The sequence below is a fragment of the Glutamicibacter endophyticus genome, from assembly GCF_048457885.1.
GTDB classification, from domain to species: domain Bacteria; phylum Actinomycetota; class Actinomycetes; order Actinomycetales; family Micrococcaceae; genus Glutamicibacter; species Glutamicibacter endophyticus.
On record NZ_CP174200.1, the window covers coordinates 442,231 to 464,138 of the forward strand.

At 62.0% G+C, this 21,908-nt stretch carries 23 protein-coding genes; 9 read left to right on the plus strand and 14 right to left on the minus strand.

The features are described from left to right. Nucleotides 1-3 precede the first annotated feature (3 nt). Nucleotides 4-543 carry an NUDIX hydrolase family protein gene (locus ACJD00_RS02190; RefSeq protein ID WP_309408979.1) on the minus strand — a complete coding sequence of 180 codons (540 nt, stop codon included), beginning with the start codon at nt 541-543 and terminating at the stop codon, nt 4-6. A gap of 194 nt (nt 544-737) precedes the next feature. Between ACJD00_RS02190 and ACJD00_RS02195 the strand changes: the two genes are divergently transcribed. Then, the gene (locus ACJD00_RS02195) at nt 738-2,192 is read left to right on the plus strand and encodes a DHA2 family efflux MFS transporter permease subunit (RefSeq protein WP_418908304.1); all 1,455 of its coding nucleotides are present in this window, start codon (nt 738-740) and stop codon (nt 2,190-2,192) included. Nucleotides 2,193-2,271: 79 nt separating this feature from the next. On the opposite strand, the gene ACJD00_RS02200 is transcribed toward ACJD00_RS02195, so the two are convergent. Continuing rightward, nucleotides 2,272-2,988 (minus strand): SDR family NAD(P)-dependent oxidoreductase, encoded by a 717-nt coding sequence (locus tag ACJD00_RS02200; RefSeq protein WP_418908305.1) that lies wholly within the window; start codon nt 2,986-2,988, stop codon nt 2,272-2,274. Nucleotides 2,989-3,122: 134 nt separating this feature from the next. Here ACJD00_RS02200 and ACJD00_RS02205 point away from each other — a divergent pair, with 134 nt between their 5' ends. After that, on the plus strand, nt 3,123-3,899 hold the full coding sequence (locus tag ACJD00_RS02205; protein WP_418908306.1) for a 3-hydroxyacyl-CoA dehydrogenase: 777 nt from the start codon (nt 3,123-3,125) through the stop codon (nt 3,897-3,899). Here the strand turns inward: ACJD00_RS02205 and ACJD00_RS02210 are convergent, their stop codons facing one another. Continuing rightward, nucleotides 3,900-4,808, minus strand: a complete 909-nt coding sequence (locus ACJD00_RS02210; protein WP_418908307.1) for a hypothetical protein — start codon at nt 4,806-4,808, stop codon at nt 3,900-3,902. It lies immediately after the preceding gene. Nucleotides 4,809-4,885: 77 nt separating this feature from the next. After that, nucleotides 4,886-5,896 (minus strand): pseudouridine synthase, encoded by a 1,011-nt coding sequence (locus ACJD00_RS02215; protein ID WP_418908308.1) that lies wholly within the window; start codon nt 5,894-5,896, stop codon nt 4,886-4,888. A gap of 104 nt (nt 5,897-6,000) precedes the next feature. On the opposite strand from ACJD00_RS02215, the gene ACJD00_RS02220 reads away from it, so the two are divergent. After that, the gene (locus ACJD00_RS02220) at nt 6,001-6,519 is read left to right on the plus strand and encodes a GNAT family N-acetyltransferase (protein WP_418908309.1); all 519 of its coding nucleotides are present in this window, start codon (nt 6,001-6,003) and stop codon (nt 6,517-6,519) included. Between the two features lie 3 nt (nt 6,520-6,522). Here the strand turns inward: ACJD00_RS02220 and ACJD00_RS02225 are convergent, their stop codons facing one another. From ACJD00_RS02225 to ACJD00_RS02245, 5 genes are all read right to left on the minus strand, one after another. Beyond that, entirely contained in the window at nt 6,523-7,329 is an 807-nt protein-coding gene (locus ACJD00_RS02225; protein WP_418908310.1) for a DNA-formamidopyrimidine glycosylase family protein, read from the minus strand. Nucleotides 7,330-7,356: 27 nt separating this feature from the next. Continuing rightward, on the minus strand, nt 7,357-12,006 hold the full coding sequence (locus ACJD00_RS02230; RefSeq protein ID WP_418908311.1) for an ATP-dependent helicase: 4,650 nt from the start codon (nt 12,004-12,006) through the stop codon (nt 7,357-7,359). A 47-nt stretch (nt 12,007-12,053) separates the two neighbouring features. Next, complete coding sequence (locus ACJD00_RS02235; RefSeq protein ID WP_418908312.1) at nt 12,054-12,356, minus strand: transcriptional regulator; 303 nt, start codon at nt 12,354-12,356, stop codon at nt 12,054-12,056. Beyond that, nucleotides 12,340-12,801 (minus strand): hypothetical protein, encoded by a 462-nt coding sequence (locus ACJD00_RS02240; RefSeq protein WP_418908313.1) that lies wholly within the window; start codon nt 12,799-12,801, stop codon nt 12,340-12,342. Before ACJD00_RS02240 ends, ACJD00_RS02235 begins: the two co-directional genes overlap by 17 nt. Before the next feature lie 67 nt (nt 12,802-12,868). Next, nucleotides 12,869-13,327, minus strand: coding sequence for a 23S rRNA (pseudouridine(1915)-N(3))-methyltransferase RlmH (locus ACJD00_RS02245; protein ID WP_418908314.1), 459 nt, complete (start codon nt 13,325-13,327; stop codon nt 12,869-12,871). Nucleotides 13,328-13,429: 102 nt separating this feature from the next. Between ACJD00_RS02245 and ACJD00_RS02250 the strand changes: the two genes are divergently transcribed. From ACJD00_RS02250 to ACJD00_RS02260, 3 genes are read left to right on the plus strand one after another with little or no spacing between them, the layout of a single operon-like run. Then, entirely contained in the window at nt 13,430-13,861 is a 432-nt protein-coding gene (locus tag ACJD00_RS02250) for a hypothetical protein (protein ID WP_418908315.1), read from the plus strand. Continuing rightward, nucleotides 13,842-14,054, plus strand: coding sequence for a hypothetical protein (locus tag ACJD00_RS02255; RefSeq protein ID WP_309408958.1), 213 nt, complete (start codon nt 13,842-13,844; stop codon nt 14,052-14,054). Before ACJD00_RS02250 ends, ACJD00_RS02255 begins: the two co-directional genes overlap by 20 nt. A 15-nt stretch (nt 14,055-14,069) precedes the next feature. After that, nucleotides 14,070-14,783 (plus strand): phosphatase PAP2 family protein, encoded by a 714-nt coding sequence (locus ACJD00_RS02260; RefSeq protein WP_418908316.1) that lies wholly within the window; start codon nt 14,070-14,072, stop codon nt 14,781-14,783. A 22-nt stretch (nt 14,784-14,805) separates the two neighbouring features. Here the strand turns inward: ACJD00_RS02260 and ACJD00_RS02265 are convergent, their stop codons facing one another. Beyond that, a complete protein-coding gene (locus ACJD00_RS02265) occupies nt 14,806-15,180 on the minus strand; it encodes a winged helix-turn-helix transcriptional regulator (RefSeq protein ID WP_418908317.1) in 375 nt (124 codons plus the stop codon). Nucleotides 15,181-15,270: 90 nt separating this feature from the next. On the opposite strand from ACJD00_RS02265, the gene ACJD00_RS02270 reads away from it, so the two are divergent. Further along, complete coding sequence (locus tag ACJD00_RS02270; protein ID WP_418908318.1) at nt 15,271-16,203, plus strand: NAD(P)-dependent oxidoreductase; 933 nt, start codon at nt 15,271-15,273, stop codon at nt 16,201-16,203. A 33-nt stretch (nt 16,204-16,236) separates the two neighbouring features. Here the strand turns inward: ACJD00_RS02270 and ACJD00_RS02275 are convergent, their stop codons facing one another. From ACJD00_RS02275 to ACJD00_RS02285, 3 genes are all read right to left on the minus strand, one after another. Continuing rightward, nucleotides 16,237-17,208, minus strand: coding sequence for a D-2-hydroxyacid dehydrogenase family protein (locus tag ACJD00_RS02275; RefSeq protein ID WP_418908319.1), 972 nt, complete (start codon nt 17,206-17,208; stop codon nt 16,237-16,239). 20 nt (nt 17,209-17,228) lie between these two features. Next, a complete protein-coding gene (locus ACJD00_RS02280; RefSeq protein WP_418908320.1) occupies nt 17,229-17,441 on the minus strand; it encodes a hypothetical protein in 213 nt (70 codons plus the stop codon). 310 nt (nt 17,442-17,751) lie between these two features. Beyond that, nucleotides 17,752-18,660, minus strand: a complete 909-nt coding sequence (locus ACJD00_RS02285) for a hypothetical protein (protein ID WP_418908321.1) — start codon at nt 18,658-18,660, stop codon at nt 17,752-17,754. A 222-nt stretch (nt 18,661-18,882) separates the two neighbouring features. On the opposite strand from ACJD00_RS02285, the gene ACJD00_RS02290 reads away from it, so the two are divergent. Continuing rightward, the gene (locus ACJD00_RS02290) at nt 18,883-19,425 is read left to right on the plus strand and encodes a YaeQ family protein (RefSeq protein WP_418908322.1); all 543 of its coding nucleotides are present in this window, start codon (nt 18,883-18,885) and stop codon (nt 19,423-19,425) included. Nucleotides 19,426-19,443: 18 nt separating this feature from the next. Here the strand turns inward: ACJD00_RS02290 and ACJD00_RS02295 are convergent, their stop codons facing one another. Further along, nucleotides 19,444-19,653, minus strand: coding sequence for a DUF1653 domain-containing protein (locus ACJD00_RS02295; RefSeq protein ID WP_309408947.1), 210 nt, complete (start codon nt 19,651-19,653; stop codon nt 19,444-19,446). 456 nt (nt 19,654-20,109) lie between these two features. Here ACJD00_RS02295 and ACJD00_RS02300 point away from each other — a divergent pair, with 456 nt between their 5' ends. Then, nucleotides 20,110-21,789 carry a formate--tetrahydrofolate ligase gene (locus ACJD00_RS02300; RefSeq protein ID WP_418909289.1) on the plus strand — a complete coding sequence of 560 codons (1,680 nt, stop codon included), beginning with the start codon at nt 20,110-20,112 and terminating at the stop codon, nt 21,787-21,789. Nucleotides 21,790-21,908 lie beyond the last annotated feature (119 nt).

Here is a 21,908-nt window from a genome sequence, read left to right on the forward strand (position 1 = left end):
GGCCTAAATGTTGATGCCCACGTGCGCCATGGCTTGGCGCAGAATGTTCTCGCGGCCGCCGGCAAACTCCGATTGAATGTCTTCGCTCAGCGCCTCGGCCGGGGTAAGCCACGTGAGTTCTAAGGCATCTTGGCGTGGTGAGGACTCGCCACGTACCGGCACGATGTAGCACATCGAGACCGCATGTTGCCGATCGTCGGTCAGTCCGGTTTCGCTCGGGGCCGGGAAGTATTCCGCGATGGTGAAGGGCACCGGGCTCGCCGGTAGCTGGGGCAACACCATCGTGCCCAAGTCCTTTTCGATATGCCGGGTGAGGGCAGCGCGAATGGTTTCGCGGTACATCACACGACCCGAGACGAAGGTGCGGCGCATCTGCCCCGAGTGATCGGCGGTCAACAGGAGGCCGACCTCGTTGACATAGCCCAGCGGGTCCAAGCGCACCGGAATGGCCTCAACGTAAAGCATCGGCAGGCGCTGGCGGGCCTCGTAGAGGTCCTCCTCGCTGAGCCAGCCGGGATAGGGATCGGGTGTGCGCACGTTCATAACTCCATCTTGGTACATGGCCGCCGCAGATCCGCGAATCGGCTAATTGTGTCGCGTAATTCACTTTTTTGACGCCCGTCGTTTGCTGGTGCTCACTTCGGTGGATCGCTACTATTGATAGAGATTTATCAATCACTCGTGGAGCGTCTGCGGCCACACCATTTTGCTCATCCCTTCCTGAAGCGGAGCTGGACATGTCGACCTCGACCGAGCGGTTAAGTCCGCAAAGCCTGATGACGATCACCGTATTGATCGTTTCCACCTTCGTGGTCATCCTGAATGAAACGATCATGAACGTGGCGCTGCCGGTGCTCATGCATGAATTTTCGGTCAGCCCCGACACGATTCAGTGGTTGGCCACCATCTTCATGCTCACCATGGCGGTAGTGATCCCCACCACCGGCTTCCTGCTGCAGAAGCTCAGCACCCGCAAGGCATTCATGCTGGCCATGGGCTTGTTCACCGTCGGCACGATTCTGGCTGCCGCGGCCCCGGGCTTCTCGGTGCTGCTCATTGCTCGCGTTATCCAGGCCTCGGGCACGGCAATCATGATGCCGTTGCTGATGACCACCATCCTTGATCTGGTGCCGCCCGAACGTCGCGGCGTACTGATGGGAAATGTCTCCATCGTGATCTCGGTGGCTCCGGCGGTAGGGCCGACGATCTCGGGACTCATTCTGCAATTCCTGTCGTGGCGCTTCATGTTCATCGCGGTAGCACCGATTGCGATCCTGGCCCTGCTGATTGGTGCCCCGCGACTTGGGAACGAGCCCGGCGAATCGCGGGCACCGCTGTCCTTCGTCTCGCTTCTGTTGGCCGTGCCCGGCTTCGGCGGTCTGGTCTACGGCTTGAGCCGACTCTCGGCGGCCGGTTTCGACGCGTCGAACGCCATGATTCTGGCCGGTGCGCTGATCTGCCTGGTGGCCTTCGCGTTCCTGCAATCGCGCCTGCAACGAAACGAGCGAGCCCTACTCGATCTGCGGCCCTTTACCTACCGCCCCTTCACGCTGGGTCTGCTTTTGATGATCTTCGCGATGGTGGCGCTGTTCGGTGTAATCATCCTGCTCCCGATGTACTTCAGCAATATCCTGGGCTTTGAGACGCTGACCACCGGATTGATTCTGTTGCCCGGCGGTCTGCTCATGGGCCTGCTCGCCCCGACGGTCGGTCGCCTATTCGACAAGTTCGGACCCGCGCCTTTGGTGGTGCCTGGCGCCGCATTGCTGGTCCTGGTGTTGCTGGGATACGCGGTGGTCTTGGGGCCGGAGACCGCCGTCTGGCTTCTGATCGTGATGCACTTGGTGATGTCTCTGGGCATGGCACTGATTTTCACCCCCGCCTTCACCACCGCATTGAACCCGCTGCCGCATGAACTTCATTCTCACGGTTCTGCCGTCCTCTCGACGCTCCAGCAGCTCGGCGGAGCATTGGGCACCGCGCTGGTCGTTGGCGTGGTGGCGGCCAGCACGACGGCCAAGCAGGCTGCCGGGATACCGCAGCCACAGGCGAGTATCGAAGGGTTCTCGGCCGGATTCTTCGTCGCCGCGGCCTGCGGCCTCGCGGTCTTGATCCTTGGGGCCATGCTGGGCGGAAAGAAAGTCGTAGTTGAGCCGGCCTCCGAACCGGGGGCCGTACCGGCCGACCACTAACCCATTCGACAACGGTGAGGGCCGCCGGGAGGCGCACCGAACAGGTGCTACCTCTCGGCGGCCTTTCACATATGCATATTTAGAGCCCGCCCGCGACGCGCAGAATGCTACCGGTGGCGTAAGTGGCTCCGGGGCTGAAGAACCAGTCCACCGCAGCGGCGATTTCCTCGACTTCTCCGGGTCGCCCCAGCGGGATCCGTTCCGCCACACGATCCGGCCGCTGCGGATCCAAGTGGAAACCGGTGCGAATTGTTCCCGGGCTCACGGCGTTGACTCGAATACCCTCTGGGGCGAGTTCTTTGGCCAGACCGAGAGTGAAACTTTCAAGGCCTGCCTTGGCCGCGGCGTAATGCACATATTCCCCGGGAGCCCCGCTGGCGGCCGCAACCGAAGAGATGTTAACTATCACCGCGCCACGGTCCATGCGTTGTAGCGCATATTTCGTGATTTGGATGGGTGCGGTCAGATTGAGCGCAAGATCTCGGCTGATCGCTTCATCGGGGGCCTGCCTCAACGGCCCGCTGTAGGAAATCGCCCCGGCATTATTGACCAAGCCATGCAGGGGGCCAAGCTCATGGATATTGGTAAAGAGCTCTTGTAGCTGCAGAGCGTCGCTCAGGTCGGCATAGCGTAGATAGGCCGCGCGGCCCATCGCCGCTATGTCGGCGCAGACCTGTTCGGCCTCGCTACTGGGGTGTCGGGCGTGAACGATCAGATCAAAGCCCGACTGGGCCAACGTTCGGGCGATCGCCGCTCCAATCCCGCGGGCTGCCCCGGTGACCAATATAAGGCTCATGAGCAGAAGCCTACCGCGCGTCGCGGGGACCGTTGCTTCAAAATTTCAAGGAGCGCACCTAGGCTGGCTGTGAGCCATCCCACCGCGGCAGATCCTGTGGTGGGGCGGGTGCACACGAGCAAAGGAGCTTTTCCATGAACTTGTCCGGATTTACCGCCATCGTTACCGGAGGCCTTTCTGGCCTGGGGCGGGCGACTGCCACGGAGCTGGCTGGCGCCGGCAATACCGTCGCCGTCTTTGACCTGCCACGGGAGGACGGTGAGCAGTTGGCCGCACAGATTGGCGAGTCGGTGCATTATTTCCCGGTGGATGTGGCCGATGCCGAGCAGGTCGAGGCGGCCGTCGAACAGGTGGCCGCGCTAGGGCCGCTACGTGTGGTGGTCAACTGCGCCGGTGTGGCGACCCCCGGGAAGGTTCTGGGACGAGATGGAGTGTTGCCTTTGGAGAAATTCGAACGAGTGCTTCGCGTGAACGTCACCGGCACCTTCAACGTGATTCGATGTGCCGCCCAGAACATGAGCGAACTCGATGCGCTCTCCGATGGTTACGGCCGATCCGAGCGCGGGGTAATCGTCAATACCGCCAGCGTGGCGGCCTTCGATGGGCAAATCGGCCAACCCGCCTACGCGGCTTCCAAGGGCGCGGTGGCGTCGATGACCTTGCCGTTGGCTCGTGAACTAGCACGACATGAGATTCGCGTGATGACCATCGCCCCGGGAATCTTCTCCACGCCCATGATGGCCGGCCTGCCGCAGGAGGCGCAGGACTCCCTTGGCGCCCAGGTGCCACATCCCTCACGACTCGGGCAACCGGCGGAGTACGCCCAGCTGGTGCGGCACATTGTGGAGAACAGCATGCTCAACGGTGAGGTGATTCGACTCGACGGAGCCATTCGGATGGCTCCGCGGTAGTCAGAAATCTAGCTCTTCACCACGTAGGGCACGATGCTCGGCGTGGTTGATCTGGTAGCGCCGATTTTCTGCGCTGAGCGCCACCACGATGGCTAGTAGTCCGTAGCCGAGGCCTAGCCACCAGCCGGCACTATGATCCAGGAACACCATCACCGCTGCGAGCAGTAGCGGTAGCGTGAAGCCCAATGCCACCGAGTGACGGCCCCGTTCGGAATGTGCAATCGAGGTGGCTACCAGGCTGGCCAGGAAGACCACGCCCAGCGCCGCCCATGCGTTCTCGGACAGCGGTTCGGGCAAGATGGGTAGGATCCATTGCGCCGTGAGAAAGAGCAGGTAGCCGGCCGCCAGCCCGAGTGGAGCATCGCAGAGAACTCGCTCGTTCCAGCTCCGGGCGGTGTGGCGGTTGAGCTGTCGAATGGCCAGTAACGCGCTGATGGTCGCGCACACTGCAAACCCAGTTGCCGGTAGCGGCAAGAACGCGGCGGCAAAGGTCAGGGCCACGGCAAGGAGCGCCCAGGTGGCGATGGCATAAGGGGTGGCCGCGCGCTGTCGTCGAGCACTACGCTGGGCGCTGAGCCAGCCGAATCCGGCATGGGCAAGGGCCGCTACCGCCAGGAGCACCAGGAGCCACGGTTGGATCGTCGCGTCGTTGAGCAAGTCGCTTCCGGTGCGTTGCTGGGCTTGCGGGCCGAATGCCAGGACGGTGATCAGCAGTAGCAGCGCCGCGCCCACCGCCGTCGCCTGACGGTACGTGTCGACCGGCTCGGGGGCTGGATTGGCCCTCCGATCCGGGGCCGCATAGGGCAGGGGCACCGCGCGGGGACGCCCAGCGAGAATCGCGTCGCGTGCCTGCTCCACGAGTTCGGCCAGGTTGCTTTGCTCCGGGTTCTGCTCGCGTTCACCGCTCATCGGTACCACCTTGCGCCTCGGCCACGGGTTACTTGTTCCACAGCCTAGACGCGCCAGCGCGCCCTGAACAGTCCCGCTTAGCTCGAGGGAGCCTCGCAGAGCGTGCGGTGTGAGGTGAACTCGCGGCGTTCTCCGCTCAGCGGATCGGTGAAGGCAATGCTGCGGGCCAGAAGCTGCAGGGGGCGGCGGTAGTCATCCTCGGCCCAGTCCCACAGCCTCGGGTAGAAGGCATCATTGATAATGCCTAATCCTAAACTGGCAAGGTGCACACGTAGCTGGTGGGTTTTGCCGGTCAGCGGGTCCAGATCGAGTAGCGCCACGTCGGTTCCGGCGAAGTGCCCGGCGCTACGGCCGCGGGCGGCCACGGAGATCAGGGTGCTGGCATTGGGCGTGCCTTGTTCGACCACCGAGCGCAGTTGGCCTTTGACCTTGGACATGCGGTTTTCGTAGCGCAACGGCATTTGCTGGAGCACCTCGCCCAGCTCGTGCGGCTCGAGGGAGGGCAGTTCGTCCGGTAACCGCACCCCTGTTTCCAGCCCTGAGCGCGGTTCAAGCGCCACCACCGCCTGATAGCGCTTGGTGATTTCGCGGCGTTCGAACAGGGTTTGATAGGCTCCGCGCGTTTCAGGATTGACCGCGAAGAGGATGACGCCGGCAGTGGCACGGTCGAGCCGATGCATCGGAACCAGATCATCGATCCCTGTCTGATTGCGCAATCTGACGAGTGCCGATTCCTGAATGAAGCGGCCCCCGGGAGTCGTTGGCAAAAAATGAGGCTTATCCACGGCGAGCAGATGCTCGTCGTGGTGCAGGATTGCCGCCTCAAAGGGAATCGGGGTCTCGACCGGAAGCGAGCGGTAGTACCAAATAAACTCGTGAGCGCCCAGCGGCGTATCCACGGTCAGTGGGCTGCCGCCAAGGCCGACGATCTCCCCGTCGGTGAAACGGCGCAGAATCCCCTCGGGGTCCACGTGACCGAAACGCTCGAGTAGGTAATCGGCGACGGTGTGCCACGGGCCGCTGCTGGGAAGCCGCAGTCGGGTGGCATTAACGCCATTGCGCACCGGGAGAGGGGAAGCCATTGCCATGGTTTCATTCTCCCAGCATCCGCAACCGCGTTTAAATCCGGCGGCGCTGGCACGTAGGCTGGGGCCGAGAGAGAACGGTTGAGCTACCCGGAGAAAGGCGCTGGATGAGTCTGAGCCTTCGAATTATTGCCGAATCGGATGCCGAGGCGCTGTGTGAACTGCTGCAAGCGAATAAGGAGCATTTGCAACCGTGGGAGCCGCTACGCGAGCCGGCCTTCTTCAGCGAGCGGGGGCAGCGCGAACTGATCCGCCAGTCGTTACGGTCCCACGAGCTAGGTTCACAGTACCCCTTCGTGATTGTGGGTGAGAACGGTGAGCTGCTGGGCAGGCTGAACCTCAATTCGGTGATTCGAGGGGCGTTGCAGTCCTGTGCGATCAGTTATTGGGTGCGCGCCGACCGGTTGCGTCGGGGCTATGCCTCGCAGGCGGTTCATCAGGCCGTGAGATTCGCCTTCGACGTGCTCGGGCTGCATCGGGTGCAGGCCGAAACACTTCCGGAAAATCTGGCCTCACAGGCGGTGCTTAAACGCGCCGGGTTCACGCTTTATGGTGTCACCCCGCAATATTTGAAGATTAACGGGACGTGGCGCGACCACCTGATGTTCCACATCTTGTCTCAGTAGCCGCTACGGCAACGGTTGGCACCGCGGGCACAAGTAGCAGGTCCGTTCCTGCGCGCTCTGTTCATCGCCCACGGTCAGCGCCTCGATACGGGTGCCGCAGCGCAGGCACGGGCGCCCCGCGCGGCCATAAACCCAGTACGGTTCACGGGTACGCGCCAGACCGGTGGTCACCCGGCGTCCGCGGTCCTTGTTGACCTGAAGCAGTTTGCGAGCAATCTCCACCATGCCCGGCAGGTCGCCGACGCGATCCACCGGGCATAGCGGGTGGGTCCGAGCCAGAAAGAGGGTTTCGCAACGGTAGATATTGCCGATGCCGGCAAGTAGCCGTTGATCCAGCAGGGCTGTGCCGATCGGCCGCTGACCGGTACCGAGCAGATTCTCCAGCGCCCGCCGTGCGTCGAAGGCCGGGTCAAGCAGGTCGGGCCCCAGGTGACCGACGACCTCGGATTCGTCGGCGGTCGGTAGCAGTCGCACTTGAACGATATCGAAGCCTACGGCCTGGGTGCGCTGCGTCTCTAGCACCACACGGGCGGTATGGGCCGGTTTACGCCAGCGCTCCCCGGGCCGATACAGGTCCCAGCGCCCCTCCATGAGCAGATGCGAATGCAGGCTAAGCCCGGGCCCATCACCGTCCGGGAGCATCCTGATCAGCAGGTGTTTACCGCGCGGAACCACTTCGTGCACCGTGTATCCGGCCAGATCTGTGGTGGCCAGTTGCGGCACGCGGAAGCTCGTGGCGCGTAAGCGGTCCCCGGCCAGTGCCTCGTGTAGGCGCGCGGTCGCCCGATACACCGAATCGCCTTCTGGCATGTGTCCTCCCCACTCTCGACCCGCACACTAGCCGCGGAAGCGAATTCCCTGCACCGTGCTGTAGAAACCGGCCTCGAGTAAGGCGGCACCCAGCGGGTGCTCGGCTACCGGCAGCCCGTTGACCGTAGCCACGGCGATCTTATCCACCTTGGCCACACGCAACACACGGACCAGCTCCTTGGCTACCGCCGCAACCTCGGCCGCGCCCGGTTCAGCAAAGGTCAGCACGGTTCGACCGCCGCGTTCCAGATACAGATAGAGCCTGCCATCGAGCATGCCCACCAGGGCACCGGCTTTCCGCCCGGGGCGGTGGCCGGTATTCGACGCCGGCCACGGCAGCGCGGCACCGTAGGGGTTCGCCGGGTCGGTTGCGGCCAACACGAGCGCTTGGGTGGTGCGCTGCGGGTCTTCGGGTAGTTGATGATTGCGCAAGCGGTCGATGGTGGCGGAGCTGGAGAACTGGGCGGCACCGAGCTTCTCCACGAAGTATCCGCGCCGAGCATGACCGGCTTCCTCGAGTTTGGCCAGCACCCGGTACAGCGTCCCGAAGCCACCGGGCACGGCCTCGGCGGCCACCGACCCACGCGTGAGTACCCCGTAGCGTTCAAGGAGTACTTCGGCCGCAGCGTGTGCGGCTATGGTCGGGTCATCCACCGGTTGTGGGAGCAGGGCCCAGCGGGCTCCTCCGCGAACCGTGCGGCCGGTGCCCTGAGTTCGTGCTATGCGGGTGAGACCGGAGAGCCGGTTCAGTCGCGCGGCGCGGGCCCGAGGTGCGGGTTTGGCGATCTTATGCGCCGTGCTGCCGCCGGCCAGATAACCGCGCACCGGGGCCAGGGTATCCGGCGAAATGAATCCGGCCCAGAACAGTTCCCAGCAGGCCTCGGTGACCTCGCTCAGTTGCACGACCTCATCGCTTGGCTTCAGACCGGCGGCTAGCTCCTCGATGAAGTAGGCGCCGGTAGGTTCGAAAGAATCCAGCAGCCGCACCGCCAGTGCCGAAAGAGCGGAGCGGTCCCCTGCACGCAGCGTGAGTTCGGCGTGTTCGGTGGCATGGAGCGAAAGCCAGCCATCCTTCCCACCGGCGGCGCCGGCCCCACAGATCAGTACGTCGCCGGAACTGGTCAGCTCATCGAGCCAGCCCGGTGCGTAGTCCGTGAGGCGGGCCGGCAGCACCAAGGATTCCAACGCCGAGGCCGGCACCTGGGCGCCGGCTAGCTGAGTGATGACCTCATAGAGCCCGTCGGCGCTGGAGCGTGCCGTGCCGACCTGCTGCCACGCGGGCAGAAAGCGCGCGAAGGTTGGCTGGTCGACCGGCTCCACCTCGGCGCGCAGCGCCGCCAGCGAGCGAGTGCGGATGGTTCGAAGGACCGAGACGTCGCAGTATTCGTCGCCGGTGATTCCTACGGGGACGAGCTCGAGGGGCCGGAAGGCTCCGAGCGCCAGACGCCCGGCGGACACCATGGATTCCAGGGTCGGGCGTAGGGCCGCCACACCCAGCCCCAGCGCGGTCGCCAATTCGGTGACGGTGAAGGGCGGGTGCGTGCGCGCATAGCGCGACACGAGATCGGTGATGGGTGCGGCGACCGGTTCGAGGAAGGTGGCCGGGATACCCGTGGGCAGTGGGGTGCCTAGGGCGTCTCGGAGCTTGCCGGCGTCCTCGACCGCGGCGTAGGCGATGGTGCCCGCGACCCGTAGCGTGAACGCCCGGCGGGTGGCCACCAGCGTTTCCGCGTGGGATCGCGCCGTCGCTTCATCCAGCGCCGCCCCATCGAGATCGGGGTCGTTGAGTCGCCGGGCCAATTGCGCGGCGGACAGCGGGCCAAGGAGCCGCAAGAGGTCTGCCGCGCCTTCCACCCCGCTGAGGCGGCGGGCCGGGTCGGTGTGTTGAAGCTGTGCACCGAGCTGTTCGATCACCGCGGCATCGAGCACTTCGCGCACATCGTTGCGCCCCAGTAGCTCGCCGAGCAGCACCGGGTCCAGGCTCAGTGCCGCGGCGCGCCGTTCGGCCAGCGGGGCGTCGGACTCGTAGAGAAATTGGGCCACATAGCCAAAGAGCAGCGATTGGGCAAAGGGTGAGGGCAGTTCGGTCTGCACTTCGACGACCTGAATCGAGCGGGCGGCGATGGCTCCGAGCAAGTCGACCAGAGCCGGCAGGTCGTAAACGTCGTTGAGGCATTCGCGCACGGTTTCCAAAATGATCGGAAAATCCGGGTAGTTGCGTGCCACATCCAGTAGTTGGCTGGCGCGTTGGCGTTGTTGCCACAACGGGGTGCGCTTGGTCGGGTTGATGCGTGGCAACAAGAGGGCGCGTGCGGCGCATTCGCGGAAGCGTGCCGCGAAAAGCGCGGAATTTGCCACCTGCGTGGTCACCAGCTCCACGATCTCGTCGGGCTCGAAAATGAATAGCTCCGCGCCCGGTGGTTCGTCCTCCATCGCCGGAATGCGTAACACGATTCCGTCGTCGGCGGCCATGGCCGAAGCGTCGAGACCCCAACGTTCGCGAACCCTCGCCCCAATGGCCAAGGCCCAGGGGGCGTGCACGGCCAGGCCGAAGGGGGAGTGCAAAATGACCTGCCAGTCGCCCAATTCATCGGGGAAGCGCTCGACCACGAAGCGCGTGTGGTTCGGGACCTGGCCGGTGGCCTTGCGCTGGTCGTCGAGGTAGCCGAGCAGGTTCCTGGCCGCGAAATCGTCGAGCCCCTCGGAGCGCAGGCGAGCTAGCGCGGCGGCGGGTTCGGCCGCCAGCAGGCTGGTGGTGAACTGGCCAAGGTGCGCGCCGAGTTCCACGGGGCGCCCCAGCCCGTCCCCATGCCAGAAGGGTAGCTTGCCCGGTTGCCCGAAGGCCGGAGAGACCAGCACCCGGTCGTGGGTGATGTCTTCGATCCGCCAGCTGGTGGCACCGAGGGCAAAAACGTCACCCACTCGGGATTCGTAGACCATCTCCTCGTCCAGCTCGCCCACGCGCTTGGGCGCCTTGTCATCTTCGGCACCGGCGAGGAAGACGCCGAAGAGCCCGCGGTCCGGAATGGTGCCCCCGGAGATCACCGCCAGCCGTTGGGCCCCGGGCCGGGCAGAGAGCATGCCGCTATCGCGGTCCCAGAGCAACCGTGGTTTGAGGGTAGCGAATTCGTCGGAGGGGTACTTGCCCGAGAGCATGTCCAGCGTGGCCAGGTAGGCGCTACGCGGCAACTGTTGGTAGGGCGCGGCGCGGCGCACCAAATCGAACCAGGCCTCCACCTCGAGATCGTCCATGGCCACCGCGGCCAGAGTTTGCTGGGCGAGTACGTCCAGCGGGTTGGCCGGGATGCTCATCTTCTCGATGGCTCCGGCACGCATGCGAGTGACCACCAGCGCGGTGGAGAGCAAGTCCGCGCGATGTTTGGGGTAGAACACACCCTTGGAGACCGAGCCGACCTGGTGCCCGGCACGACCCACGCGCTGCAGGCCCGAGGAGACCGAGGTGGGCGATTCGACCTGAATGACGAGGTCGACCAGTCCCATGTCGATGCCGAGTTCCAAGGAGCTGGTCGCCACCACGGCGCGCAGTCGGCCGAGTTTAAGATCCTCTTCGATTTGCGCGCGGGTGTCCTTGGAGACCGAGCCATGATGGGCGCGTGCGAGCACGGGTGCTTCGCGGACCAACCCGGCCGTGGAACCGGCCTGCGCCATGATGGCCGCGGGTGTGTTCGCGCCGGACTCGGGGGCGGCGAAGCCCTCGCGTTCGGCATAGATTTCGTTCAGGCGCCCGGTCAGCCGTTCGGCTAGCCGGCGCGAATTCGCGAAGATAATCGTCGAGTGGTTGGCCAGCACCAAATCCACGAGCTGATTTTCCACATGCGGCCAAATGCTGGCACTGGCGGTGGGGGAGGAGCCGGGCCCCAAGTCATGTGCCGCCGCGGCGGAGGGCAGATCGGTCATGTCCTCAACGGGCACATGCACCGACAGTTCCCAGCTCTTGGTGGAGCGCGGGCGGACGATGTTGGCCGGTGCGCCGCCGGCGAGGAAACGCGCGACCTCTTCTGGCGGTTCAACCGTCGCGGAGAGACCGATGCGTTGGGCCGGAGTTGTCAGCAGGGCGTCAAGCCGTTCCAGAGAGAGCGCAAGATGCGTGCCGCGTTTGGTGTTGGCAACCGCATGCACCTCGTCGACGATCACCGTATGGACTTCGCGCAGCGCGCTACGGGCCTGACTGGTCAGCATCAGATACAGCGACTCGGGCGTGGTGATCAGAATGTCCGGCGGGGTCTTTGCTAACCGCCGACGTTCCGCGGCCGGGGTGTCCCCGGAGCGTACGCCCACCGAAACAGTCGGGGGCACGAGGCCAAGCTCGTGGGCGGTGGCCGCGATGCCAGCCAAGGGGGAGCGCAGGTTGCGTTCAACATCCACGCCCAGAGCTTTCAGCGGAGAAATGTAGAGCACCTTGGTGCCGTTGCCTTCCGGGGCGCTCTCGAACCCGGGTAGGGCCGGGGTGGGTGACTCATGGCGGTGCAAGGAATCCAGCGCCCACAGGAAGGCGGCGAGGGTTTTGCCGGACCCCGTCGGTGCGATGACGAGCGTGTGCTGCCCCTGGGAAATGGAATCCCAGGCGCCGATCTGAGCCTCGGTGGGCGCGGCGAAAACCTCGGTGAACCACTTCCGGGTGGCTTCGCTAAATCGCTCGAGAACCTCGCTGCTCATATCTCCGATCCTACGGTCCACACCCGACCGATAGACGGCAACCGGAGTTACGCGTCGCCGGTGATGCTACGCAACGCGGCAACATGGCCGGTGTAGGCCACTCGTCCCGCAGCGGTCAACGAGATACGCAGGCGGCTGCGACCCAACTTGGTAAACCTTTCGATCCGCACATACCCGGCGGTTTCCAAGGTCTTGAGGTGCTTACTGAGCACGGAGTCCGCCACCTGTAGAGTTTCGCGCAACCGGGCGAATTCAACCCATTCCATGGTGGCCAAGGCCGCACAAGCACGTAGCCGCAGTGGCGAATGGATTAGCTCGTCGAACTGCGCGGGGCTAGTGGGCTCGTTCATGGGCGTCCTTGACGCGTGCTCTGCGTTCGAGGAGTGTGACCCGCTCCAGACAGGCCCACCCGATGGAGAAGGTTGCAAACCAGCAAGCAAGGATCGGCCAGAAAGCCCTGAGTTCCACCCAATCAGTCACGATGGTCAGCAGGACGGGGACGACGACGTAAAGACCGGTGTCCTGATCAGCGAACTTGAGGGTGCGCAACTTGCCCCGGCGTTTTGCAGACAAGGCGTACCAGAGCACCGTGGGCACGAGCCCGACGAGCCAGAGCAGGAAAACTGGAAGGCCGAGCAACTGCCTGAACGACAGCATGCTCGCGATGATCGCAGCTACGAGTATCAGGAGCCATCGCGGCGATCTTTGGGTTTCCAGCATCTGGGCGGAGGAACTGTCGATTTCGGCGAGCAACCGGGCTGCTTGGTCGTGGTCGAGGGGTGACTGTTCGGTCATGGATCACTCACTTTCCGTTATGGAAAGTCTTGTCTTTCCACTCTGGAAAGTCAACCGGCGTCGGCGCTTAGACGTGATGGTACTTCCCGCCGGCGAGAATATCCTGCGCGCGGTACAGCTGCTCGGTGAGGATCAGACGCACAAGCTGATGCGGAAAGACCAGTTTTGACAGGGACCAAGTGAAATTGGCCCGCGCGTGGACCGAAGGATCCACACCGTAAGCCCCGCCAATGATCACCACAACGTTGCGCGAGGAGTCGATGGGGGTACGCAGCGTCTCGGCCAAGGCGGGGGAATCAATATTCTTGCCGCGCTCGTCGAGAAGAATTACGAAGTCGCGGTCGGCGACTTTCGACAGGATCCGGACGGACTCTTCGCCGCGCGCCGCGTCGTGTTCACGGGATGAGTGTGGAAGTAACTGCCACGACAGATCGAAGGGCTTCTTCAGCCTCTTCTCGTACCGTGAGATTCCCTCATCAACCCAGGATTCATGCTTCTTGCCAACGGCCAGCACCTTGATAGTCATGCTCCCATTTTCCATGAATCCGGAACCGAGCCCTTGCTAACTCGGTGCCGCGCTGGCACGGTGACAGTACTTAGTCGATGGGCGAGGGGAGGGGTTGGACCGATGGCTCAACGGATCCGTGGTTGGCTCATGCTATTGCTCCTTGCGGTTGCCTTGCTCGTGGGAGTGCTAGCTGGCGGGTACTTTCTTCCCGTCGCCAGCGACCGGGAATTCTGGCGGGAGTTCTGGGTCAGCCCCGCGGTGGGTGGACTGGCCGCCGTCCTCGCCGCCATCGTCGCGTTTTTCGCTTCGCGCCATGTAGCGCGGGAACAACGCAGAGCCGCCCAGCGTGCCGAGTGGTGGGAACGCGCCGAATGGGCGCTAAACCGCGCTATTTCAATCCACAGTCACGAACGCGACGCTGGCTTAAGAGCCCTCATGGCGTTGGTGGACACCGCCACCGATACCGAGGCGGACATCATTGCCGGGGTCACCAGCGCGCTGTATGCCGGAACAACGGCAGGAGGTGAGCGCAATGAGTTCCAAACCGAATGAGGATGCCGGCGAGCACGTCCAACCGCCGAACTACCAACCCAGCAGCGACCTGAAAAAACGTATCGATGCGGGCGAAGCCGACCCGATAACGACCGAACAGCAAGCGATGGCCGCCCGACTGAGGGTTAAGGCGGATCAGAGGATGGGGAGGCAAACCCCACAGTGGATCATCGATCTCTCGCATAAGGCCTGAATTAGGATTGAAGGCATGCGTTTGCCTCGACAGTACCCATCTGGCTCGCGATCTGTGGCTGCAAAGCTACTCTGGATAGTCTTCGGCATCGTGGTGGTGATGGTGTTCTTCACCCGGCGGGTGCTGGTATCCCTGCGGGCCGGTGGCTGGAGTCACGCCATCGACGAACCGGTCTATCAGTGGGTACTGGAACATCAGGTGCCGTGGGCTCATTGGCTCGCCACGTTGTTCCATTACTGGGGCTCAACACCCGGCATGACCCTGACCATGGTGCTTATCACCGTGGCGCTGTGCTGGTGGCAACGAAACCTGTGGCCCCTGGCCACCACCGTGGTGACCGCGCTGGGCTCGGTGCTCTGCACCATCGTGCTTAAGGCCCAATTGCTTGTGGTCCGCCCCGGCGGCGTACCCGGTGGAGTTGCTCCGCCAGAGACCTTTTCCTTCCCCAGCGGACACACCCTCAACGCTGCGGCACTGATTGGCATCTCTGCCTATTTGGCGATTGTCTTAGGCTGGCGTCACTACGCGAAATGGATCGGCATTGGAGCCGGGATTTTCGTCATCTGTATGGGACTTTCGCGGATCTACCTGGGCCACCACTGGGTTTCAGACGTGGTGGTGGGCCTGACGATCGGTGTGGGGTGGGCCGCAGTGGTGGCCATTCTGCACTTCAATTACGTGCCGCGTCCAGCTAGTCTGACCGGGCCAGGTCAGAGGCGCACCCGCTAGCAAGCCGTCGCCCCTAGTTGGGTTAAGACCGTGATGTTGCGGCGTCCGGAGCGGGGACCACTTGCAATTCTTCTCGCTGAATTCGGGCCCGACCCCATTCACCTAATGGGCCCAACGCGTCGTTGAGCGAAGAGCCGGTTTCGGTCAGCGAGTATTCAACACGCGGAGGAACCTCTGCGTAGACATTGCGGTTGATTAGCCCGTCTTCTTCCATCTGACGCAGGTGTTGGGTCAACATTTTCTCACTAACTCCAGGTAGCGCGCGCCGAAGTTCTGCAAAACGTCTGATTCCATGAGCCTGTAGCTCCCAGAGCACTAAGCCCTTCCATTTGCCGCTGACCACATCGAGGGCGGCGTCGATACCGCAGATGTAAGGACCGACCCGTTCCGAGCTCATGCTGATTTCCTCCATGGCTAACCAAAAGGTAAGTACCGCAGAAATTAGTGCGTACTTCCGGAATGCTACCGTCTTTCACACCATAGAGGTATGGAGCAATCAATCGAACTGCAAAAGCCTGTCAATGCCTACAGCGCGCACCCGATCGATGTGAGCGTCATCGGCCTAGGGCCCATGGGTCAGGCCATGGTCCGAACGCTTCTGGCCGCCGGTCATCGCGTGACGGTCTGGAACCGTAGTCCGCATCGAGCGCGAGGCGTAGTCGCCGAAGGGGCGACACTGGCCGATTCCACCGCAGCAGCGGTAGCAGCCAGCGACCTCGTGATCCTTAGCCTGACCGACTACCGAGCGATGTATGACGTATTGCAGGACGCCATAGCCGAATTAGCAGGCTCTACGATCGTGAACCTCAGTTCCGATACTCCCGAGCAGGCCCGTCGGGCCGAGACGTGGGCAGCGGCGCAGGGGGCCCATTTCGTTACCGGCGGCATCATGGTGCCCGCCCCGATGGTGGGCACCGAGGCCTCCTACGTGTACTACAGCGGCGCCTTGGAGCACTTTACAAGGCACCGTCCGGCACTTGCCACCCTGGGGCAGCCGCGGTATCTGGGGGCCGACGCGGGGCTCGCGCAATTGATGTACCAAGCTCATCTCGACCTGTTTTTGACGAGTTTGTCAGCGCTGATGCATGCCACGGCGCTCCTCGGCACCACTGGGATCAGTGCCAGCGCGGCGATTGACGAGTTGATGACTACCCTGCGCGATATCCCCGCGATGCTTGCCGGTGGGGGAGATATCGGCGCGCAGATCGACGCAGGCGAGCATCCCGGACAGCTGAGCACCGTGACCATGATGGGTGCGACCGCCGATCATCTGGTGGCCGCTAGCGAGGCCGCCGGCATCGAATCGGCGCTACCACGCGCCGTACAGGCACATTACCGACACGCGATCGCCCACGGGCACGGGGGCGATAACTGGACCCGGATCATTGACGGCATCCGCCCGGCGCGAGTCGGAGCCTAAATTGGAGTCCACCGCATCCACCGCGGTCGGTGTTTATTGCATGACGCGGATGGGGGCGCCCTGAGCCCAGGCACGAATATCCTCGGCGGCGTCGGAGTAGAAAATCTCGTACTGCTCCGCGGTGACATAACCGATGTGCGGGGTGGAGATGAGTCCGCGGGTGGAAGCGATCCGGTCCGCGGCGGGCAACGGTTCGCTATCGAATACGTCCACGGCGGCAGCCTGCAACAACCCGTTATCCAGCGCGTCAAGCAGCGCGGTGGTGTCAACGATGGCAGCTCGAGAGGTGTTGACTAGAATCGCGTCGGGCTTCATCCACGAAAGCTGTTTGGCTCCAACGACGCCGCGGCTCCTCTCGGAGAGCTTGAGATGAATAGTCAGTATGTCGCTGGTGGCGTAGAGCTCGGTTTCGGAGACCAGCTCCACGCCGACCTCGTTGGCCCTCTCCTTGGTCAGATTTTGACTGTAGGCGATCACCCGCATCCCGAAGGCTTTACCAACCGCTGCAACCCGTGCACCGAGCGTACCCAGTCCTAGTATGCCGAGGGTTTTCCCGGACAATCCGAGGCCCAGCGTGGACTGCCACGGTGCGCCTGCAGGGCGGGGACGAGCCGCAGAGAAGAGTTCAACGTCCAGTCGTCGCACCGAGGCGAGTATCAGTGCCCACGTGTGCTCGGCGGCATCGGAGGGTACGTAGCCGGTGTTACAGACCGTGATACGGCGTAGTGCTGCCGCCCCGAGGTCAATGGAGGAATTGCGTCTGCCGGTGCTGACCAGAAGTTTTAGCCGGTCGAGGCGCTCGATGCGGGCGCGGGTGAACGGTGTACGCTCGCGCATCGCGACGATCACCTCAAAAGGCTGCAGCGCGGCGCATACGGCGTCGTCGTCAGCCCCTAGGTAGTCGGTGAAAACGGTGACCTCGGCGTTGAGCTCATGGGCCAGTTCATGCCAGTCCACAATGCTGGAGGAAACATTCTGGTAGTCGTCGAGGATCGCAATTCGCATGGCTTCATCCTATCGATGGCTTAGGAACTGCGGCGAGGTAACCAGTAGTTCATGGCAACCAGCAGCACGTTAGCGAGCAACAGCACCGTCAGCGACGCCGATTGGGTCGCCTGCTGGGCAAGCCACGATGGTGCTGCGAAACTGTCTCCACTGTGCACGTATTCCATGTAGCGGCGCGGGATGCTGCCGGCCATGAGCACCGCATATCTGGCGATAAAGCACAGCAACGTCAAGGCGCTGACGCTAATAAATGCGGTTGCATACGGTATTGGTCCGGCCGGATGCGCTTTCTTGCTTGCACTTCGAAATAGGCAAACTACGGCGCAGCCGGCACCAAGCCCCAGGAAAACAGAGCTCCACCAAGGTGCCGTGGGATTCAGCACTGACAAACAAGCAGCTAGCAGGGCATAAAGCGGTAGAGGACCCAAAGCACTGCGATTAATCCGGCCCGTGGAACCCGGAGAAGTGATCATTGCGGTAGCTCCTCACCCTGAGCATCTAGGTTTCGCAGACGGTGGTCATATGGTCAGGCCGTGCCTCCTGCTAGTAGCTCCAATTCTCTTTGAGAGCGGTGTTGCTTTCCTTGCCGTCCTGCGTAGCGACCGTCAGCTTCTCTACTTCGCCCAGAGACTGCTGGTTGATTCTGATGATCATGTTGCTCGAGACGAAGAGGACACCTTCGTTCTGGCTTTGGTCATAGGTGTTTCCCCTCCATTTGCCGTCGGAGAGCGTCACTAATAATTCGCCTTCGGCCGGTGCCGTCACCGATTTGATATACGCATGTGGGTCGGCGGGAATGCATTTGCGGTAGTCAGACAGTTCGGTGATCTTGCCGCAGAGCGATTCGTAGGTGAAATTCATGCTAGTGAGCCACTGAGAATATTTCTCGTCGGCCCAGGCATCAAGGTCCGAAGGGTCGGCCCCGGTGCGAGCACGCTCGAAGGCGCCATGATGCTTTCCGTTTTCCGTCTGGAATTTGATCGTCTCAAGCTCGGGAGATTCAGCGCCAATGCTTTCGAACATCACCAGGGCCATGCCGTTTAGCTCATCCAACGACGTATCCCAGGCATTGCCGCCTTGATTCACGTACTTGTAGGAATTATCTAGGTAGAGAGTAATTTCACCGGGCCCGGTTGCTTTCCAGGAATTGATCAAGGCGAAGCTTCCCAAGAAACCCTTGACCGACTTGATGCCAGAATTGTCGGTCCACATCTTCACCTTGCTATCCGCCCACTCCTGGGTGGTGGCATTTTCGGGGTGGGAGATATCTGGCGCCGGAGTGGCCGCCGGGGACGATTCTTGGCTCGACTCCACCGCTGCCGGGCTTGCTGGCAAGTCCGCAGAGTCAGAGACCGATTGTGGCGATTCGAGGTTGGGGGCGGAGCATCCGGCGAGCGCAGCGCAGAGCGCCATTCCAGTGGCAATATTCCGAATTCGACCCGCAAGCTTCACGATTTTCCCTCACAAAGAATCTAAGCAACAATGCCTAGAACGCTATCATCACTTCGCTTGCAAAACTTCGAGCCAGTCAGAAAATAGATTACAGTTTGATTAACTTCGAGTGCGATGTCGTGTCACTCGTGAGGGTGCGTCGACCGTGCGTAGTGGTACGCAATTCCTTGACCGTCTCTGCCCATGCTTAGGAGATGACAGGTCGGCGCTAAAGTTTGCAGTATGGCTATCGGCGCAACTATGCACACCTTTGACATCCAACTCGCTGACGTGGATCGAGGCGTGTATGAGGAACTGTCGCTACGCGTCGCGCAGCATCCTTCGGAGACCGACGCTTATATGGTTACCCGCGTCTTGGCGTATTGCCTGGAATTTGCCGAGGGAATTGCCTTTGCCGCCGGAGGGGTCTCGTCGAGCGAAGAACCGGCCGTGGTGATTAAGGATCCGACCGGCAGGTTGACAGGCTGGATTGAAGTCGGTGCACCGGATGCCCAGCGCCTGCATTTCGGAAGTAAGCACGCCCAGTACACCGCCGTGTATACGCACCGGGATCCTCAAAAGCTTCTGGCTTCATGGTCCGGCAAGACGATTCACCGGGCAGCGGACATTGTCATGCGTTCCTTTGAACCGAAGTTTATTGATTCAGTGGTCTCCGAAGTGTCCCGCCGGAACTCCATGTCGGTTTCGGTTACCGAGGGGCAGCTATATCTAGAAATCAACGGGTCCTCGTTGGAAACCGAGATTCACCAGCACCAGATCGATTGATCGTTGGCGGTGGCCCGCCTAGGCGATGCGACGAAAGCGCGGTCCGCGGTATTCGTCTCGTTCGACGTATTCCTCGAACATTGACAGTGGACGAGCCCAAAAGCTGTAATCCCCATACAACGTACGGTAGAAGACCAACTGCTCCTCGGTCTCACTGTGTTTGCCAACGGCTATGACCTCGTAGCGCTGGCCCTTAAAGTGCTCGTAAATACCGGGTTCAACGCTCATGGCGGTAGGCTCCTTGCGCTTCTAAGATCGAATCGTTCGCAGTTGAGTCTACGTCTCGCGATTCCTATTTCGGGGCTGCGCTAGGTTAGATGTCGGTTGTTTGGCATAGGTGGTTCCGGCGAACTCAAGGGTGTCAGGGGCGTGCCTGCCTAGGTTTCGTGCAACCCAATGGGCAGGGCCGCCGCGTAGATGCAATAGGCGCCACGCGCTATCTCTCCGCGCCAGTCGGGTGCGCCTCCCGATCTAATTCTGTGTAGCAACTCCATAGCCATCCTCGAAACGGGTCTTGGTGCTTTCGGTGTCCAGACCGGAAGCTTGGTATTCGAGTCAGGGCGGGGCATTACTACAGCCGCTAAGACCCCAGTGGTAGCTTGAATGCTAATCAAGGAAAATCAGGAGCCTTGGTTTTCCTCGTCGCCGGACAATGGTCAACCAGATAGGGGAGACGGGATGGCAATGATGCCAGAATCCGACATGAGTGATCTCGCATTCGCCTCGCGGGCGGTGCTCAAACCAATAGCGGAGATTGCCGAGTCTGCAGGTATCCCGCAAGACGCGGTCGAGCCCTACGGCAAATACAAAGCTAAGATCGACCCCACATTGTTACCCGATCCCGGCACCCGCCTCGGCAAAGTGGTCCTAGTAAGTGGGATTTCCCCGACACCGGCAGGCGAAGGGAAAACCACCACGGTCGTGGGGCTCGGCGATGCGCTAGCGGCAACGGGGACGAGAACCATAATCGCTCTACGCGAGCCATCCGTGGGCCCCACGTTCGGCATGAAGGGTGGCGCCACCGGTGGAGGCCAATCTCAAGTCCTGCCCATGGACGAGATCAACCTGCATTTCACCGGGGATTTCCACGCCATCACCAGCGCCAACAACCTATTGATGGCACTGATCGACAACCACCTGCAGCAAGGAAATACGCTCGGCATCGACCCGCGATCCATCACCTTCAAGCGTGTTATCGACGTGAACGATCGAGCGCTGCGCAACGTGGTCATCGGATTGGGCGGTCCCTCCAATGGGGTCCCGCGAGAAACCGGTTTTGAAATTACCGCAGCATCCGAGGTTATGGCGGTTTTCTGTCTGGCGACCGGCCTTGAAGACCTGCGCGCTCGACTCGGCCGCATGACTGTTGGCTATACCTACGACAAGGCGCCGGTCACGGTCGATGATCTGGGTGGGGCAGGCGCCATGACGATGTTGCTTAAAGATGCCATCAAACCCAACCTCGTCCAAAGCATTGGCGGCACACCGGCGTTTATCCACGGTGGACCCTTTGCCAACATTGCCCATGGCTGTAACTCGGCCATCGCGACCAACACCGCCCGGGCGCTCGCCGACGTTGTCGTCACGGAGGCAGGTTTCGGCACAGACTTGGGCGCAGAGAAATTCATGGACATTAAGGCACGATATGCCGGGTGCGCCCCCGATACGGTGGTGATTGTCGCGACCATCCGTGCTCTGAAGATGAACGGAGGGGTCTCCAAGGAAGCCCTGAAGCATGAAGACGTCGCGGCGGTGCAGGACGGCATGCCAAACCTCATGCGCCACGCTTCGATCATCACGAAATTCGGCATCCAACCGGTGATCTGTCTCAACAGATTTGCAACTGATACGGAAGCTGAACTGGACGTGGTTACCGGGTGGGCGGAAGCCAACGGTATTGCATGCGCCATCACCGATGTGTGGGGGCAAGGAGGTGCAGGGGCCGGCGAGCTTGCCGCGGCGGTTTTACGGGCTATCGAGGCGCCAAGTAGCTTCGCTCCGATCTACGAACTTCAGCAACCCATTGAAGAAAAGATTTCGACCCTCGTGCGTGAGATTTACGGAGGAGCGAATGTCGAGTATTCGGCCAAGGCAAGACGGATGCTCGAGCAGATTCACGCCAACGGCTGGGATCATCTGCCAATCTGCATGGCCAAAACTCAATACTCCTTCTCCGATGACCCAAAGCTGTTAGGTGCGGCCGAAGGTTTCACGTTGCAGATTCGAGAACTGATCCCCAAAACTGGTGCCGGGTTTATCGTGGCCATCAGTGGTTCACTCACAACCATGCCGGGGCTTCCCAAAGTACCGGCTGCCATGCATATGGACGTCGACGAGGATGGAAACGTCGTCGGACTCTCGTAAGACGAGATGTACTGGCAACCGGCACGGTCCCTTACGCGCCAGAAGAAGACTGGCCGCCAACTGTGTTCGATGTACCCTGCGAGTCAAGAACGGAGCGGATAGAACTGTTGCAAATCATA

Coding starts and splice junctions, on each gene's coding strand:
- ACJD00_RS02270 (WP_418908318.1), top strand. CDS start 15,271: ATGGAGCAATCAATCGAACTGCAAAAGCCTGTCAATGCCTACAGCGCG.
- ACJD00_RS02275 (WP_418908319.1), bottom strand. CDS start 17,208: ATGCGAATTGCGATCCTCGACGACTACCAGAATGTTTCCTCCAGCATT.
- ACJD00_RS02245 (WP_418908314.1), bottom strand. CDS start 13,327: ATGACTATCAAGGTGCTGGCCGTTGGCAAGAAGCATGAATCCTGGGTT.
- ACJD00_RS02255 (WP_309408958.1), top strand. CDS start 13,842: ATGAGTTCCAAACCGAATGAGGATGCCGGCGAGCACGTCCAACCGCCG.
- ACJD00_RS02205 (WP_418908306.1), top strand. CDS start 3,123: ATGAACTTGTCCGGATTTACCGCCATCGTTACCGGAGGCCTTTCTGGC.
- ACJD00_RS02190 (WP_309408979.1), bottom strand. CDS start 543: ATGAACGTGCGCACACCCGATCCCTATCCCGGCTGGCTCAGCGAGGAG.
- ACJD00_RS02290 (WP_418908322.1), top strand. CDS start 18,883: ATGGCTATCGGCGCAACTATGCACACCTTTGACATCCAACTCGCTGAC.
- ACJD00_RS02220 (WP_418908309.1), top strand. CDS start 6,001: ATGAGTCTGAGCCTTCGAATTATTGCCGAATCGGATGCCGAGGCGCTG.
- ACJD00_RS02295 (WP_309408947.1), bottom strand. CDS start 19,653: ATGAGCGTTGAACCCGGTATTTACGAGCACTTTAAGGGCCAGCGCTAC.
- ACJD00_RS02240 (WP_418908313.1), bottom strand. CDS start 12,801: ATGACCGAACAGTCACCCCTCGACCACGACCAAGCAGCCCGGTTGCTC.
- ACJD00_RS02200 (WP_418908305.1), bottom strand. CDS start 2,988: ATGAGCCTTATATTGGTCACCGGGGCAGCCCGCGGGATTGGAGCGGCG.
- ACJD00_RS02195 (WP_418908304.1), top strand. CDS start 738: ATGTCGACCTCGACCGAGCGGTTAAGTCCGCAAAGCCTGATGACGATC.
- ACJD00_RS02260 (WP_418908316.1), top strand. CDS start 14,070: ATGCGTTTGCCTCGACAGTACCCATCTGGCTCGCGATCTGTGGCTGCA.
- ACJD00_RS02265 (WP_418908317.1), bottom strand. CDS start 15,180: ATGAGCTCGGAACGGGTCGGTCCTTACATCTGCGGTATCGACGCCGCC.
- ACJD00_RS02235 (WP_418908312.1), bottom strand. CDS start 12,356: ATGAACGAGCCCACTAGCCCCGCGCAGTTCGACGAGCTAATCCATTCG.
- ACJD00_RS02250 (WP_418908315.1), top strand. CDS start 13,430: ATGGCTCAACGGATCCGTGGTTGGCTCATGCTATTGCTCCTTGCGGTT.
- ACJD00_RS02215 (WP_418908308.1), bottom strand. CDS start 5,896: ATGGCAATGGCTTCCCCTCTCCCGGTGCGCAATGGCGTTAATGCCACC.
- ACJD00_RS02230 (WP_418908311.1), bottom strand. CDS start 12,006: ATGAGCAGCGAGGTTCTCGAGCGATTTAGCGAAGCCACCCGGAAGTGG.
- ACJD00_RS02300 (WP_418909289.1), top strand. CDS start 20,110: ATGATGCCAGAATCCGACATGAGTGATCTCGCATTCGCCTCGCGGGCG.
- ACJD00_RS02210 (WP_418908307.1), bottom strand. CDS start 4,808: ATGAGCGGTGAACGCGAGCAGAACCCGGAGCAAAGCAACCTGGCCGAA.
- ACJD00_RS02225 (WP_418908310.1), bottom strand. CDS start 7,329: ATGCCAGAAGGCGATTCGGTGTATCGGGCGACCGCGCGCCTACACGAG.